The sequence below is a fragment of the Jeotgalibaca sp. MA1X17-3 genome (genome assembly GCF_021513155.1).
Lineage (GTDB): Bacteria > Bacillota > Bacilli > Lactobacillales > Aerococcaceae > Jeotgalibaca.
Genome location: NZ_CP090983.1, coordinates 630,607 through 646,910, shown reverse-complemented (window position 1 = coordinate 646,910; position 16,304 = coordinate 630,607). Strand labels below are relative to the sequence as shown.

Genomic DNA, 16,304 nt, shown 5'->3' with positions numbered 1-16,304 from the left:
ACCTCCTTTTAGATATCTTTATTATAAAGGAAAACTGATTGCGCATACATTGCAAACATCACTAAATTTTCACTCTTTCTTTATCCATTGTAGACAAAGAAAGCAAAGTAAGGCATGATATAATAGAGAAAATAATGAACGGAAGTGAGGGTGAACCTATGATTTCATCAGTTAAAGATATTTTATTATATAAATTATTTCAAAAAGCAAAACTAATTACTGGGGAAACGGCTCTAAATAACCAAGTAAGTGGCGTTATGGTGATGGAAGCACCCGATATTGAAACGTGGGGGCGCAAAGGTTTGTTAATCCTGACCAGTTACTATGCGCTAGAAGATGTGACAGAAGAACGTATTGATTTATTCTTCCGCCATGCTAAGCGGCTGGGGATTGCAGGATTTATTGTTAAAATTGATCGTCTCGTAGAGGAAATCCCAGATGTTTTCATTTCTTCTTGTACAAAATATCAAATCCCTCTTATTCAAATTGATAAAGCAACGAAGTATGAAAAAATTATTACTGAAATTTTAGAAACGAAAATCAATCGAAACGCAATCGTCTTACAAAGTTACTACAATGCCCATAAACAATTTATTCACTTAATGATGAGCCAACCAGAAATTTCACAAATCCTTCTCACACTAAAAAATCTCATCCACAAACCTGTATCTCTTGTTGAAAATGTAAAAAAACACATTATAGGAACGGATCCAGAGTTAAATGCATATGAAATTTTAGATAAAAAATATTTACCTCGAGAACAATATATGAATTTACAATATCAACAATACCAAGTAAAATATAATGTTCATCATCCAACCAAGATATATAATCAACTATCCATTTCCATTCCTAACCTAGGATATGAAGAGTTTGAGTTAATTATTCACGAATTAGATGGCACGACCAACGATTTAAATTTTATGTCTATTGAGAATGCTGTAGGTGCGTTACAAATTGATTTGGTAAAGCGCTATGCTTTACAGGAAAATAGTCGATCTCGATTGAACGAAATGGCATCTGATCTTCTGCATGGTCGGTTACATAATCAAGAAGATATTGAAGAAACAATTTCTCAACTTCGGCTGGATTCACAAACAAAATATCGAGTAATCCTCTTTAGCTTTGAATTACCCAATCAAGATACTACCTTCTCTTCTCCTTTGACTACCCGCTTTTCAGACGCCTTAATCAATCATTCCAAACGAGAGTTTCCGGAACGTTTTTATGTTACTAGAAAGCAAAAGGTTATCTTAATTGTTCCTGTTTATGAATGGTCTTTGAAAGAAACTAAAAAAAGAACAGAAGAAATGGTACGAAGAGTTTCAGAAAATAAATTATATAAAGATTTTAAAATACATTCTAGTATCAGCAACAATGTTTTCTTAGATCATTTAGCAGAAGCATATCGACAAGCATTCGACACTCAAAAAATATTACAGTTAATGGGAAATCAACATGCTGTTGCTTCTTACGAGGATATTGGAATCTATCAAATTTTTGCTGAAACAGATAATTTAGATCGTTTGGAACGATTTATTCCAGAAATGATTTGGACCTTACATAAAGAAAACCCAGAACTACTAAAGACTCTTCATACATTTATTGACGTCAATCAAAACTATTCAGAAGCGGCTGAAAAGCTCTTTGTTCATCCAAAAACGGTTCGCTACCGGATTGATCGGTTGAAAGAAACCTTTCAGATTGATTTGCAAAATCCGGAAGAAACCTTGCGGTATAGTATTGGAATAAGATTACTTAAGCTGATTCCAGCAAATACTACAAAACAAACGTATTTAAATGGAGGATCCAAAAATGAAAAATGAGATACAACAGCCACTCGTATATAAATATGGACAAATTAAACAAGAACCACTCCATTTTTATTTATATAAAGCTACCCAAAACCGAAAAAATAAAACCATCTTTTATTTTCATGGTGGTGGATTAGTCTATGGGTCTGCACATGACTTACCAGATCTTTATCGACAAATGCTTTTGGATGCTGGATATGATTTCATAGCTTTTGAGTATCCACTAGCACCCGAAACAAAAATGAAAGTAATCTTAGAAAAAATAGCAGAAGGAATGGAGTGGTTTCAGAAAAATTATCATTCTACACTTCAACTATCATCATCCGAGTTTATCCTTTTTGGACGTTCTGCAGGTGCTTACTTATCTATTTTAACTGCCCGTGCTCTTATAAATAAACCGAAAGCTCTTCTTCTTCTCTATGGCTATCACACTTTAGAAGAATCTTCGTTTCGGCTTCCAAGTAGACATTATCTAACATTTCCACTTGTAAGCGAACAAGTTGTAAATCAGTTAGTAAAAGATAAACCAATTGTCGAGGGACCTATTGAGCTTCGTTTTGGCATTTATATTCATTATCGCCAATCAGGAAATTGGATCCGTGGAATTTTAGGAGCAGGAATAAAACCATCCCTCTACTCTCTTTCTGAAGAAGATTTATCTCAACTTCCTCCTTCATTCTTAGCAGCTAGTACGGGGGACCCAGATGTTCCATTCCGACTTTCTGAAAAAATGGAAAAAGAAATTCTTATTTCACATTTAGAAACTATTCATTCCAATGAACATGATTTTGATCGAGTAGATCTGAAAGAAACAGGACCTAAGACCTATTCAAAAATCATTTCTTGGTTAGAACAGACTCTATCTTAAAATAAAAAAGAGAGCGAAGATTTTTAAAAATCTTCGCTCTCTTTTCTATTCTTTTTATTTTGGGAAATTGATATGTAGTTTTTTATCAAGCTCTACTGTGACCTTACCTCTTTTTAAAACTAGTAGACGATCTGGAATATCAATAATCGCATCTTGATAACGTGTGGAATCAAGTAACACTAATGTCGCTGCTTTTCCTTCTTCAATTCCATAGTCATCAAATTTTAAAGCTTTCGCAGGACCCGTTGTCACCATAGGTAGAACCGTAGGCAAGTCATCTGCACCACCTAAATGTGCTACTGGAATAGCGAGCATTGCCGCTTGAAGCAAATCACCATTTCCATAAGGAGTAAATGGATTACGAATATTATTAGTTGCAATCACAACATTTACACCGCCATCACGTAATTTACGAATAGGGGTTACAGCACGACGAACCTTGTTATCATCATGACGTCCCCCTAGATGTAAGTCGGTCATTGGCAATGCCATTACGTTAATTTCAGCTTTGGCCATTAACTCAATGATGGGTTTCAACTGATCACTTGGAACTGCTCCTAAACTAGTCAAATGACCTACAGAAACACGTCCTATATATCCTTCATCAATTGTTTTTTGAGCAACCATTTCAATAGTTTGTTTCTCAGCATCATCAAAAAAGTCTTGATGTAAATCGATATCTTTATCATATTTTTTCGCAATTTCGAATACAATGTCCAAATGATCTTTTGCGTCTGTATCATTATAAGGAATTCCGCCAACAACATCTGCTCCTAGATCCATTGCACGATACATCAGATCTTCTGTACCAGGTGATTTGATAATTCCCTCTTGAGGGAAAGCAACTACTTGCATATCTACAAAATCTTTATATTTTTCTTTTAATTCCATAATTACTTCAAAACCATGGAAACCACCTATCGGATCAAACTCAGAATGAGTTCGGATATGAGTCGTTCCTCGCTCAATAATCATTTGTAACGCACGTTCTGCACGCTCCATAACATCTTCTCGAGTAAACGTAGACTTTAATTTTGCAGTCACACTTAATGCTTCTTGAAGGGTACCTGATTTATTAGGAAGACGATCTGCTATTAACGCTTTATCTAAGTGAATATGGGATTCAACTAAACCGGGAATAACGACTTTCCCTTTTCCATCTATTTCACGAGCAGCTGTCCCTTCCAAATTTTTGCCAATTTGTTTGAACGTACCGTTTTCAATCGCAATGTCCACTAGCTCATTTGAATCATCCACAATTACATTTCTTAATAAAATATCCATTATATTCCTCCTATAAATTTTAAAAATTCATTACACCATTACAAATCCAATTACTATTAAAACGATGAGGGAACCTAAAATGTATTTTGTGTTTCCTTTTACAACTTGTAAAATAGGAATATCAAAACCAGCAGATTGTGCTTGCATCGTGATGTTTACGAAACTCATTTGACTTCCTAAGCCAACTCCCATTGTAACTAACCCAATTGCAAGGAGTGGTAAATTCAAGGAAACAGCAATCGGTAAAATCAATGCAAGAATCGTTGCAACATATGCTCCTGCAGGAACTCCAATTGCAAAACCAGCAATAATAAGAGCAGGAACTAATACCGATCCAGGTGCCCCTTTTGCTACGTTAACAATTGCAGTAAACGCTCCTGTTTCCCCAATGATATTAATAAATGTAATAAAAATACCTACTTGGAACAAACGGGTTAAGATATAATTTGATCCATCTACTAATGCTGTAGAAGATTGTTTAATATTGAAATCCGTACAAACTGCAATCAATCCAATCGTAAGAACTAAATACATAAGAGGGCCTAGTATCGGCATACCAACCGCTTTGTTGATAGCTGGTCCTACAATTACAGCAAATAGTAAGAAAATAGCTGGAATTGTATTAATGAAAAGTTCTTGGTTGGATTTCGCTTTAATTTCTTCTGATTCTTCTCCAACAAAGGCGGCTCCACGCATTTTCGTTCCAACAAAACCAATGACAATAGCAATGACTGTAAATATAATCCAATACGGACGCATCGTAACAATATAGTCAGCAACATTTGCACCTGATAGTTGAGAAACAATACTAGATTCTAGTGATGCTGGAGAAGTTGTAAAGGAAACTGCTGCTGCTAAACACATTGCAGCAATTAATTCAGGAACAGCACCTACCGCGGCAAAAGCTAATGGCGCTAATACCATGGCCGTTCCTCCACCGATTCCAGACATATACGTAGCTGCAGACATTAATAATACAATAAAAGCAGCAAAGTACTCTACTTTACCTTTAATTCCTCGTCGAACTAACGCTAAGGCTGAAGCATATCCACCTGATTTAAATACGGCAGTAGCAATCGCAGAGTTAATGATCGGAACGGTAATAGTAAGCATAGCAGGAATAGATGAAAGCAATAATTCATTTGCTCTTCCTAGACTGATCCCACCAATAATCATTGCTAAAACTCCACCAACCAAACCAGCAAACAACATATCTACCTTCATAAACAATAATACAAGGATAATAACGATTGGAAGCACACTAACAATTCCCATAAGTCCTTCGGGTGCAGGGATGGTCGTAATATCTTGAGCTGAAGCAAATGCCACGTTTGGAATGATAAATGCGATTGCCATTAATCCAGCAAGTATTGAAGTAACTTTCTTCATAGATAACCCCTTCTTTCTTAAATAAAATTAGGAAACGATAGCAACAGGACTTATGAAAAAAACTATTTTTACTGTAAAATGAGTAAAAAGACCTCCTTTGTAACTCTTATCTCTATTGTACGGGCTATTGTATGCGGTTACAATTGGTGGTTTTTCTAAACTTTCTTATTTTATTTATCCCATATGGATAAAACCAAATTTATTTATAAGTTAATTCCTGTTATAACTTTTCATATAAAAATGGTTTTGTTTCTTTGTACAAATCACTCTGAAAAATGTGCAAAATGGATAAGAAACGATCAACAATAAATGATAAAAACGAGGGAGCCAAATTGTGCCCTCTCGTTTTATTAGTATATAGAAAAATTAGATAAACTTTTTAATTCAGAAACGCAAGTAAAACACCCATCATAAGTGCCATGATGAGTACAAAAGGTACTAGCTTCATGATGATTTTTCCTTCTTTACCTGATAATCCTATCGTTGCTGTTGCTACTACGATCACACTAGGAGCGATCAGCATTCCTAACGCCCCAGCAGCTGTCTGTGCTCCCATTACTGAAGCTGGATTCAAGCCAATAATTTCAGCTGTGTAATATTGAAAGTTTCCAAATAGAATATTCGATGACATATTCCCACCTGTAAGGAACGATCCAATCATCCCTACTAACGGCGCGATGTAAACATAAGAACCTTTCAGTACATTAGCCATACCTTCTGCTAAGATAATCGTTTGACCTGTTCCAGTCATTACTCGAGCAATCCCTATCAGTGACATAATAGCCGTTGCTGGAAATAAACTTTTCTGAGCCGCTCGACTCATTTTTCTAGTAAAGTATTTCTTCCCTATAAAAGCATCAGTCCTTTTATAATACAAAAAGGAAAGGAACGAAGATAAGAACAGAAAAAAACTAGCATGTTTGAAGATACTTAGAGGGGAATACTGGGAAATAGATGGATTAGTAAAACCCAAAGCTGTTTTCGTTTCTTTAAATCCAGGTCCAAAAGTGAATGGACTCATCCAATCATTTAATGGTGGAAACATAATTACTGGCAGAGAAAAAAGAATAACCAGGATATATGGTAAAAAAGCTTGGAAAATATGACTTTTCTTTTCCTTCTCTTTTTTTCTTTCTTCTTGCAGAAGCCCCCCCATTTGAGAATCTTTTTTAATTTTACTATTCTGAATCGCCCATTCTTGATTATATAGTGGGGTTTTCGATAATAAAACGAGAGCTACGATTGACAACGCACTCGGTAAGAAAGCAGCCAATTCTGGATAAGGCTCTGCTAGTATTAACTGACCACCTCCTAGTGTAAGTGCTAAAACTAGTAAAGCTGGCGTTCCTTTTTTGATTGCCTTCCATTTCCCATAAGAAAAGACAATATAAATCTGTGATACAACTAAAAACAATCCTAAAAATAATGCAGCATAGCCTGCTGCTGATGCTGAAAATGAAGCATCTTGAACATTTAGTTGATCTAACATGGTCTTCCATGCTAATGCAAAAGTACCATACGTTCCACCCCAGGAATGGCCTAATAAGGGAACGATTACCGCCCAATAAGGAGCTAACCCCATTTGTAATAGCAAAGGTGCAGTTACTAAGACGGGTACCCCAAATCCTGTAAAACCTTGTAGAAAACTAGCAAAACAAACTCCAATTAAAAGAATACGAATCAGTTCATTTGGAGCAACTTGGTGAACTAATCGATATAGAGTCTTGAAAGTGGCCGCCTCTTTACTAACTTCATATAGTAAAAGAGCAGTGAAAATTACTAAGACAATACTGAGAGAGCTCCAAAGTGCTTTTAATAACTCCACAGAAAGAACTGAAAAATCTGCTTTAAACGTTACGACACTGATTACTAAGCCGAAAAGAAGTGTTACAGGCGCTGCTTTTGCAGCTCCCCAATTGAGTTTCCCCATCAATACCATTAAGAGAATAATAGGCATCACAGACATGATCCAGTAGTATCCATTTAGTGGAACTTCCATTTTTATATCTCCTTCTTAAATAAATAACCTTTTCAAGTACTACGTAGCTTCTCATAAGTACGTAGATTATTTATTTAAATCTATCATTTTTTAAAATCCGTCATGGTGAGTAGGATATACACGTGGAATAGCTTGTTCCCAATTAGAAATCACTGTTTCCTCCGCACATGCCCTACCATTTCTACAATACCATTTTAATGGATGATAGCCTATCATCATTGCAGAAAAAGGTCCTATTTCCATTTCAAGGAGCTGATCCGCTTCTTCTTGACTTACTTTTTCAACTTGATTCTGTGCTTCAATTTTAAAAATAGCCTGATTCCATTCTGCTTGTTTGTCTGCTATTTTTACATAAAGTGGCTCTTTAATCGTTTGAAACGGATATTGTTTAAGAAAAGCTTCCACATCTACAATTCGCACCATTTTATCAAAGAAGATTTCTCGAGTTATTTCTGGATTCGTAAAGAGATATCCAAAAGAGTCTGTAGCAGGAGACTCTCCAATAATAGTCGTAACTTGTGACCCATGGGCTTGGATAAATTGCCATATTTTTCTCTCAGCAACATCATTCGCAGCAAAAAGATCATTAATCTGAAATTCTTGTTCTTGGATTTCATAACGTACATACCCATCTATTTGCTCTTTCTCATCTAAACTGACCGCATAATTCGCTTCGGGATTTCGTTCTTTTATTCTTTCCCACCACATTTTGTCCCGGTATTGATTTCCATGTCGTTTCGCTACTTCTTGTTTATGAAAAGTACGAACTTTCTCCATAAATAGTTCCTCATCTGAAGACTTATAGTTAAAACGAACAACATTCCCATCTACCTTATTTCGTACCGATAATCCATTTGGGGAAATCTGATAGCGAGTATTTTCAAAAAATAACTCCCATCCAAAATGACGGTAAAAAGAAATGGCGAACGGGCTTAAAATAGAAATACTCTGTTTATTATTTCGCATTTCTTCTAATGATTGTAAGAGTAACTGTTTGGTAATTCCTTTTTCTCGATATTCAGGATACGTACAAACACTAGCTACTCCACCCATCTCATATGTAGTTCCAAATATATTCATTTGAAAAGGAATAACTAAATACTGGCTAACTAGCCTTTCTTCGTCATACGCGCCTAGAGCAATACTTTTCTTAAACCAATAGTGAAAGGTATATGATTCTAAACTATCCCACTTCCTTTTAAAACAATAATCTTTTAATATAGCAGCTTGTTCCCTGTCAGCAGCTGGTATTCGTTGGTAGTGAATCATTGCATTCATCCTTCCTATTTAAATAAAACAGCTTTTTAAAAAGTAATTTTATCTGGTTCGAATTCTTCATACATAATTAGAGGCATCTTTTCATGTAATTGATATTGAATTTCAATAGGTTTTTCATTTTGAAAACTAATTGCATCAGCAGTTCCAATATAAGTATACCGTTGAGTAACTCTATTTACCTCTTTATATTTTCTTACAAAGAGATGGATCACTTTCCCTCTTTCTTTATTACAAGTAAGATCTTTTCCTCTAGGCGTTGTTGACTTCGTAGCATTCGGACTTTCCCATTGAAATTGCTTTCGTGAAATAAATTTATCTTTATAATTAATTCGTTCATCAATTTCTTGCTCTTTATGTAAATCTACAAAAAGAAAGAAGTGCTCTCCTGGCTTTTTATCTATTAAGGTACTTCCTCGAAAAGAAGAATGAGTATTCCTATAATTAGTTACTAAACCAACTTCTCTTTGTGTATATTCCGCATATAATTTCAAGAATGGATAACCATAATTTTCTCTACCAAATTCGATTTGATACCGTAATAATCCATAATGAAATAGGTCTTCTAGAAACGTTTTAAATTCATGATCTTCAAGTACCTGAAGATAAGTTGGATGAAAATAGTAGGTACCATTTTCTTCTCGAATAAATTGAATGTTTTCTTTTTCAGTTACATCAGCATATTGTAATTGAAAGGTTTCTAAAGAGTGAAGAATCGCGTCTTTTTGATCGCCTTCACAATACTGTTCAACTTGCTTTAAAGCATCCGTTAATTGAAAGGATTTTCTTTTCAAAGCTAATTCTAAAATAGCGAACTCATGAGGACGTTTTAAAGGGACTAACTCAGATAATAAAGAATAACCCTCTATAAATTTTTTATTTTCTACTATGCTTTTTATACGTTCATTATCCTTTTCCATCCGACCAAGAAACTCTAAATAATTATTGGATCTATTTGCACTAACTGATTTACTAAAAAAAAGAACAGGGTCAGGAGCTCCTTCTAAAGTTAGATAATCCTGTAAGTGAAAAGGAATTTTTCCTCCTAACGTATTTTTGAAAGAAAGATAGTCCTCTTTTAAATATTTCAGAGAATAAAAGTTTTCATGTTCCAATTGACGTAAGATTTGTTCTTTTGCAATTTCATCCATTTGAATATTGGATGGTCCTGGGATATTCCGAAACCCTGTTCTTACATCATGAGTAATGGTCTTTTTGGTTACGGTCCGAGATCCATTTAGGGCAATAGCAATTAAAAAGGATTTACTATAATTACCAATAAAATCTAAAACAGTTAAAAATTCTTTCTTTTTTGCTTTTCTCAGTCCTCGACCTAATTGTTGAGTAAAGACAATTGGAGACTCTGTCGGACGTAACATCAAAACGGTATTCACAGTGGGAATGTCAATCCCTTCATTAAATATATCTACTGTAAAAATGACATTTAAACGATCGGTATCACTCTCTAACAGTTTAATTTGTCGTTCTCGTTCTTTTTCAGATGATTCACCTGTTAAAAACGTGCTAGGAATTCCTCTTTTCGTAAATTCTTCAGCCATAAATTCTGCATGTTTCTTTGTAATGCAAAATCCCAATGCTTTTCTTTTTCTACCATCAAAATCATAAAAATTCATCTGCTCTATAATAAAGTCTACTCTTCTTGTAACATTTAATTTTTCAGCTATTTCATGAGGTTTTAATTTAGAGTCACTAAGATCTACGCCGGATCGATCAGTGATTCCATAATAATGGAACGGTACAAGCAGTCCTTCTTGGAGCGCTTCTCGTAGCCGAATATCAATCGCTAAATTATTATTAAATAAATCAAAGACATTCCCATCATCAGAACGTTCAGGTGTAGCCGTCATCCCTAAAAGAAAAGTAGGATTAAAATAATCAAGTACCTTTTGATAAGTCGGACTGGTTGCGTGGTGTGCTTCATCGACAATAATATATTCGAATTCATCTGGTTCAAACTTTTCGTAGTGACGTGACATCGATTGAATCGTTGCAAAAAGATAATCAGCTTCATAACTCCTTTGATTTCCACTTAAAATACCCATTTTGCTAGAGGGAATATCTACTACTTTACCAAAAGACTCTTTTGCATTTTCTAATATCATTTCTCGATGGGCGAGAAAAAGCATTTTCTTAGGCTTTACTTTTTTTACATCAAAAGCTGCTAGGTACGTCTTTCCTGTTCCTGTTGCTGCTACTGCCAATGCTCGTGTTTCTCCTGAATTCCTTAGTAACGATAGTCCACCCACTGCTTTTATCTGCATACTATTTGGTTTTAAACGAGGCTCAAACGGGAAATGAAAAACACTCTGTGGTTCTCTTACCATTCCATCATGATTACGATTATCTAAGAATTTTTCATATTCACTTAGTAAATGTTCTGTCACTTCGGAACTATTGTCCCAAATTTGTTCAAAACTATCCATGATATATGAAAGAAAATTTTCATCTTCAATATCTTCTTTAGCAATTACTTGTAAATTCCATTCAATATTACTTTTCAATGCATAGTTTGTTAAATTCGAGGAACCAATGATTATTTTATAATAGTCTTCATATTCAAAAATATACGCTTTCGGATGGAATCCTTGCTGTTCCGTTGCCAGAAAGATTCTGATATCAATACCAGAGATTTTTTTCAGATTTCGAACTGCCTTTGGATCGGTAAAATTTAAATACGTTCCTGTAATGATTCGACCTTTAACCCCATCTTGATCTGCTTTTTGAAAACTTTCTAATAGTAGTTGAATACCCGAAAAACTTATAAATGCTACATTAAAATAAAAGCTTTTACATTCTCCTAACGATTGCTTTAATTCATCTAATAAATTTTTCTGACTTGTATTATTTATCAACGAATACAACAAGCTTCACCTCGTCCTTCCACTCTTTATATTATTCTCCTTTTAAAATATGAATCGTGGGAATATCAGCTGGAGCCCATTCTAATGTTTCTAACTTTTCTCTTGATAACCACTTTACTTCTACGTGTTCTGTTAATACGGGAGTACCTTCTATTAGACTACATTGAAAGGTGGTAAGAGTTACAAATCCAAAATCATATTCATAACGAGTAGTCGTAATTTTTTTATTTACTTTTATTTTGCAAAGGAGTTCTTCACGGATTTCTCTTTCTAGAGCTTCTTTTTCTGATTCTCCTATCTCAACTTTACCTCCGGGAAATTCCCATAAATGAGCTAACGTTTTATCAGGACCTCTCTGGGCACATAAAATTTTATTATTTGATTCAATAACTGCTCCTACTACATGGATTTCTTTTTTCATAATTTGCTAGCGCTCCTTATAAATATGTTCTTAAATTTTTAATTACAAAGTGACCCTTACACAATAATACTATAACATTAATTTCTAATGGATTTCTGATATTTTTTATAGGTTTGGTTACATAAAACTATATATATACATGTCGCTCATTGACTTTTAAAATTCTTTCTTATAAGGTAAACTTGAAATATATATTATATACATTATAAACAATATTTTTATATTTAATAATAATCAACTGAAGCTCAGTTATACTAATAAAATATAAGAGGAGAGTTTTCAAATGAAAGCGGTTATGGTTATGTTTGATTCTTTAAATAGAGAATTTTTACCCAATTTTGGATGTGAATGGACAAAAATGCCAAATTTTAAAAGACTCGAAGAAAACATGGTAACTTTTGATAACTTTTATGGTGGTAGTATGCCGTGTATGCCTACACGTCGAGAATTACATACTGGAAGATACAATTTTTTACATAGAAGTTGGACCCCTTTAGAACCATTTGATGACTCTGTTATTGCACGGTTGAAAAACGCAGGAATATACACACATATCGTTACAGATCATTTCCATTATTGGGAAGATGGCGGTGCCAGCTATCTGAATCGTTTTAATAGTTATGAGATGATTAGAGGTCAACAAGGAGATCATTGGATAGGACAAGTGAAAGATCCTGAATACCCAGAAACCGCTTCTCGAAGAGTGGATACAGTGAATTGGAGACATGATTGGGTCAACCGGTCTTTTATAAATGAAGAAGAAAAGATGCCTCAATGGCAAACTTTTTCAAATGGGATTGATTTCATTGATCGTAATGCAAAAGAAGACAATTGGTTTTTACAAATTGAAGCCTTTGATCCACATGAACCTTTTTATAGCTTAGGAAAGTACAAACAACTTTACCCTAATGATTATCGAGGAAAGCAACTAGATTAGCCAGACTACGGCCGTAACACCTATACAAAAGAAGAAACGGAACATGTTCGTTTAGAATATGCAGCATTAATGAGTATGTGTGATGAACAATTAGGAAGAGTATTAGATAAATTTGATGAATATAATATGTGGGAAGATACAATGCTTATTGTGAATACTGATCATGGATTTATGCTAGGTGAAAAAGAATGGATGGGGAAAAATATTCAACCTTTTTATGACGAGCTAATACATATTCCCTTTTTCATTCATGATCCTAGGAATCCATTCAAAAATGAGAGAAGAGATTCTTTAGCTCAAACCATAGATATTGTGCCCACTTTAGCAGAATTTTTTAATATTGAACCTCCTATGTATATGGATGGAACTTCCTTAACCCCAGTAGTAAAATCAGATAAAAAAATAAGAGAAGCTGGTCTTTTTGGAATTCATGGAGGACATGTGAATGTGACAGATGGAAGGTATGTATATATGCATACCTCAAAAAAACCTGATAATCGACCCTTGTATGAATATACACTAATGCCCAACCACATGAATGCTCAGTTTTATCCAGAAGAGCTAAAAGAAACAGAGTTAGTGAACGATTTTGAATTTACAGAAGGGATCAAAGTGCTAAAAATACCCACTAATCCCTCCTTTAATCCTTATTGGTATGGAAATTTACTATTTGATTTAAAGGAAGACCCAAAGCAACTTAATGAACTTGATGATTTAGATATTCAATTAAAAATGATTTCTCTTATGCGTGAGCTTATGTTAAAAAATGAATGTCCGCTAGAACAATATGAGCGACTAGGAATTCCTCACACAGGAACCATTTTAAAAGAAGCGGTTGATGAAATGAATCAGTACCAGAATCAATTCTTAAACGAAGAATTAAGTAATATTGATAAATCAATGGCTAAAGTAATTTCTATGGCACTCTCTATAATTCCAGAAAGTGTCCATTTTGATAAAATGAATAAAATAAAAAAATACTTAAAAAAGACTAAAAAGATAACTCGAGAGAAAGCATTATATATTTTGTTAGATGATGATAGTAACTTAATAGAAAAAGTTAATAAGATGATTGATTTTTATATCGGTCCTTTTAACTAAGCTGAATAAGTAAAACTACCAAGATAGGTGTTATTAATAATAGACTAAGGACAGCTTTTAGATTAACTCTTCTTGGTCTATTTACTACTAATATGTAGACTTTGATAATATTCATAGTAAAAACAATTATTTCTAAAGCTCCTTTAAGCATTTAATCATTAAGGGAAAAACATTTAATTTTAGGTCTATGTGACATACTCTATTATGTATGCTGCTTTCATTCATACACATTAAAGTATAAAATAGACTCTATACAGGATTTTAAGGAGGTTCATTATGCAAAAAGAAAAAATATCGATGGACAGCTTGTTCGAACTGAAAAGTCTAGGACAACCGGTTGCATGGAAGAATCAAATATTTTATATAGAAACTACACCAAATAAAGAAGACAATAGCTATCAATCGGCTATCTATAGCATCGATCGAACGACGAAAGAACGACGGAAATGGGGAGATGCTGGAACTAAGCAATCTTCTTTAGAAATCTCACCAAACGGGAAATGGCTTTCTTATTTAGGAAATAATAATAAAGAGAAGAAAATGCAAATCATGATCATGCCACTGGATGGTGGGAGTGCATTTGCATTAACGTCTGAAAAAGATGGAGTCTCCAACTATTTTTGGAATCATAGCTCCAGTAGTATTTATTTTCAGACTAGTATTCCTGCTGAAACAGAAGAAAATGAATCTGCTCAAGATAAGTTGGGAACTGAAAAGAAACTTCCAGATACTACCGAAATCAGTAAACTAACTTATAAATTAGATGGGATGGGTGTTCTACCACAAGATCGCTTGCATCAAATTAAGAAAGTAAACATTGCTTCTAAAGAAGTGAATTTAGTTTTGGAAGAAGATCGTTCTTTACATTTAAATTATGTTGCCAAAGATGAAAGTTATCTATTAATTCAAGATGAGTTGGATGCGGATGACGAATGGAATTACGGAGGAACTGTTTTTTATTATGACTTGGCATCCAAAGAAAAGCATTCTTTAACTGACTCTGTTCCAAAAGGAAGTTTTAGTTATGCTTCTATGTCTGAAAATGAAAACTATCTTCTATTAGTAGGAAACGATTTTAAATACGCCTTTGTTACGCTTAATAAAGTATATGGATATGATATGCACACACATACCCTTACTTGTTTAACAGAAGATTTAGATGTCGAAGTAAGTGATACGATTGTTGCGGACTTCCAACAAGGTGTCTCTGGAGTAGATATATCTTGGTTAAATGAAAAAGAGTTTCTTTTTCCAGCTACAGTAGAAGGGAAAATTCATTTATACAAAGGAAACCTGGAAGGAAAAACGACTGTACTATTTAATGAACGGATGCACATAACCGATGGATTCTTGCTTAAAGAATCTGAAGAATTAGTTGTAACCTACTCTTCTCCTACAATCTCGAGTGAATTAGGTATTTTGAATCTAAAAACAGAAGAAATTGAAACAGTATATATTCCAAATAAATCCTTTTTCAAAAATCACACTACTGTAAAGCCAGAAATGTTTTGGTGTAAGGGAGCCGATCAATGGGATATTCAAGGTTGGTACGTCCCTCCTGTAGAGAAAAAAGAAAATCATCCTGCTATTCTATACATACATGGTGGTCCACAAGTTTGTTATGGCGAGTCTTTCTTCCATGAAATGCAAGCACTAGCAGCAGAGGGCTATGGTGTCATTCTCTTAAACCCTCGTGGTGGAAATAGTTATGGTCAAGATTTTGTTTCGGCTATTTTAGGTGATTATGGAAATAAAGATTACGAAGATTTGATGTTAGCTACTACCTATGTGTTAAATGACCATCCAGAAATCGATCAAAATCAGCTTTATGTGATGGGCGGAAGCTATGGTGGATTCATGACCAATTGGATTGTTGGCCATACCAATCGTTTCCGTGCCGCTATTTCTCAACGTTCTATTTCCAATTGGATTAGTTTTTATGGAACGAGTGATGTCGGAGCTTTCTTTGTTGAATTCCAACTTCAACGAGACTTATCTGATATGGAAGGATTATGGAAAATGTCTCCCCTCGCCTATGCTAAAGATGTGGAAACACCTATTTTGATGATGCATAGCGACCAAGACTTGCGTTGCCCGATGGAACAAGCGGAACAATTTTATGTGGCAATGAAAAAACATGGGGTAGAATCAAAATTGATTACCTTCCCTCAATCTAGCCATGGTTTATCTCGAAACGGATTACCTAATTTACGTATGAAACGCTTTGCCGCGATTTTAGAATGGCTAGCTAATCACTAATCTTTCTACAACTCTCCGCTTGCGTATCCGTTTACAATTCTTTTCATAAGGACTAAACTACTTATAGAGAACGTA

General features: G+C 34.4%; 9 protein-coding genes and 1 pseudogene. 4 read left to right on the top strand and 6 right to left on the bottom strand.

Annotated features, from left to right (window positions below; all coding sequences use genetic code 11):
• The first annotated feature begins 158 nt into the window (after nt 1-158).
• Entirely contained in the window at nt 159-1,826 is a 1,668-nt protein-coding gene (locus LZ578_RS03220; RefSeq protein WP_235145904.1) for a PucR family transcriptional regulator, read from the top strand.
• A complete protein-coding gene (locus tag LZ578_RS03215; RefSeq protein ID WP_235145903.1) occupies nt 1,816-2,682 on the top strand; it encodes an alpha/beta hydrolase in 867 nt (288 codons plus the stop codon). The genes LZ578_RS03220 and LZ578_RS03215 overlap by 11 nt, the downstream gene beginning before the upstream one ends.
• Nucleotides 2,683-2,736: 54 nt before the next feature.
• On the opposite strand, the gene LZ578_RS03210 is transcribed toward LZ578_RS03215, so the two are convergent.
• From LZ578_RS03210 to LZ578_RS03185, 6 genes are all read right to left on the bottom strand, one after another.
• Nucleotides 2,737-3,966 carry an amidohydrolase family protein gene (locus LZ578_RS03210; RefSeq protein WP_235145902.1) on the bottom strand — a complete coding sequence of 410 codons (1,230 nt, stop codon included), beginning with the start codon at nt 3,964-3,966 and terminating at the stop codon, nt 2,737-2,739.
• A 30-nt stretch (nt 3,967-3,996) separates the two neighbouring features.
• On the bottom strand, nt 3,997-5,355 hold the full coding sequence (locus tag LZ578_RS03205) for a citrate transporter (protein ID WP_235145901.1): 1,359 nt from the start codon (nt 5,353-5,355) through the stop codon (nt 3,997-3,999).
• 379 nt (nt 5,356-5,734) lie between these two features.
• Complete coding sequence (locus tag LZ578_RS03200; RefSeq protein WP_235145900.1) at nt 5,735-7,354, bottom strand: L-lactate permease; 1,620 nt, start codon at nt 7,352-7,354, stop codon at nt 5,735-5,737.
• Between the two features lie 90 nt (nt 7,355-7,444).
• Nucleotides 7,445-8,632, bottom strand: coding sequence for an enhanced intracellular survival protein Eis (gene eis / locus LZ578_RS03195; RefSeq protein ID WP_235145899.1), 1,188 nt, complete (start codon nt 8,630-8,632; stop codon nt 7,445-7,447).
• Between the two features lie 26 nt (nt 8,633-8,658).
• Nucleotides 8,659-11,511, bottom strand: coding sequence for a DUF3427 domain-containing protein (locus tag LZ578_RS03190; RefSeq protein WP_235145898.1), 2,853 nt, complete (start codon nt 11,509-11,511; stop codon nt 8,659-8,661).
• A gap of 31 nt (nt 11,512-11,542) precedes the next feature.
• On the bottom strand, nt 11,543-11,932 hold the full coding sequence (locus LZ578_RS03185; RefSeq protein WP_235145897.1) for a (deoxy)nucleoside triphosphate pyrophosphohydrolase: 390 nt from the start codon (nt 11,930-11,932) through the stop codon (nt 11,543-11,545).
• 283 nt (nt 11,933-12,215) lie between these two features.
• Here LZ578_RS03185 and LZ578_RS03180 point away from each other — a divergent pair.
• Together LZ578_RS03180 and LZ578_RS03175 are read left to right on the top strand one after the other, a co-directional pair.
• A pseudogene (locus LZ578_RS03180) lies at nt 12,216-13,970 on the top strand (sulfatase-like hydrolase/transferase).
• Nucleotides 13,971-14,246: 276 nt separating this feature from the next.
• Nucleotides 14,247-16,229: a S9 family peptidase gene (locus LZ578_RS03175; protein WP_235145896.1), complete on the top strand. Its 1,983-nt coding sequence runs from the start codon at nt 14,247-14,249 to the stop codon at nt 16,227-16,229.
• The last annotated feature ends 75 nt before the right edge of the window (nt 16,230-16,304 follow it).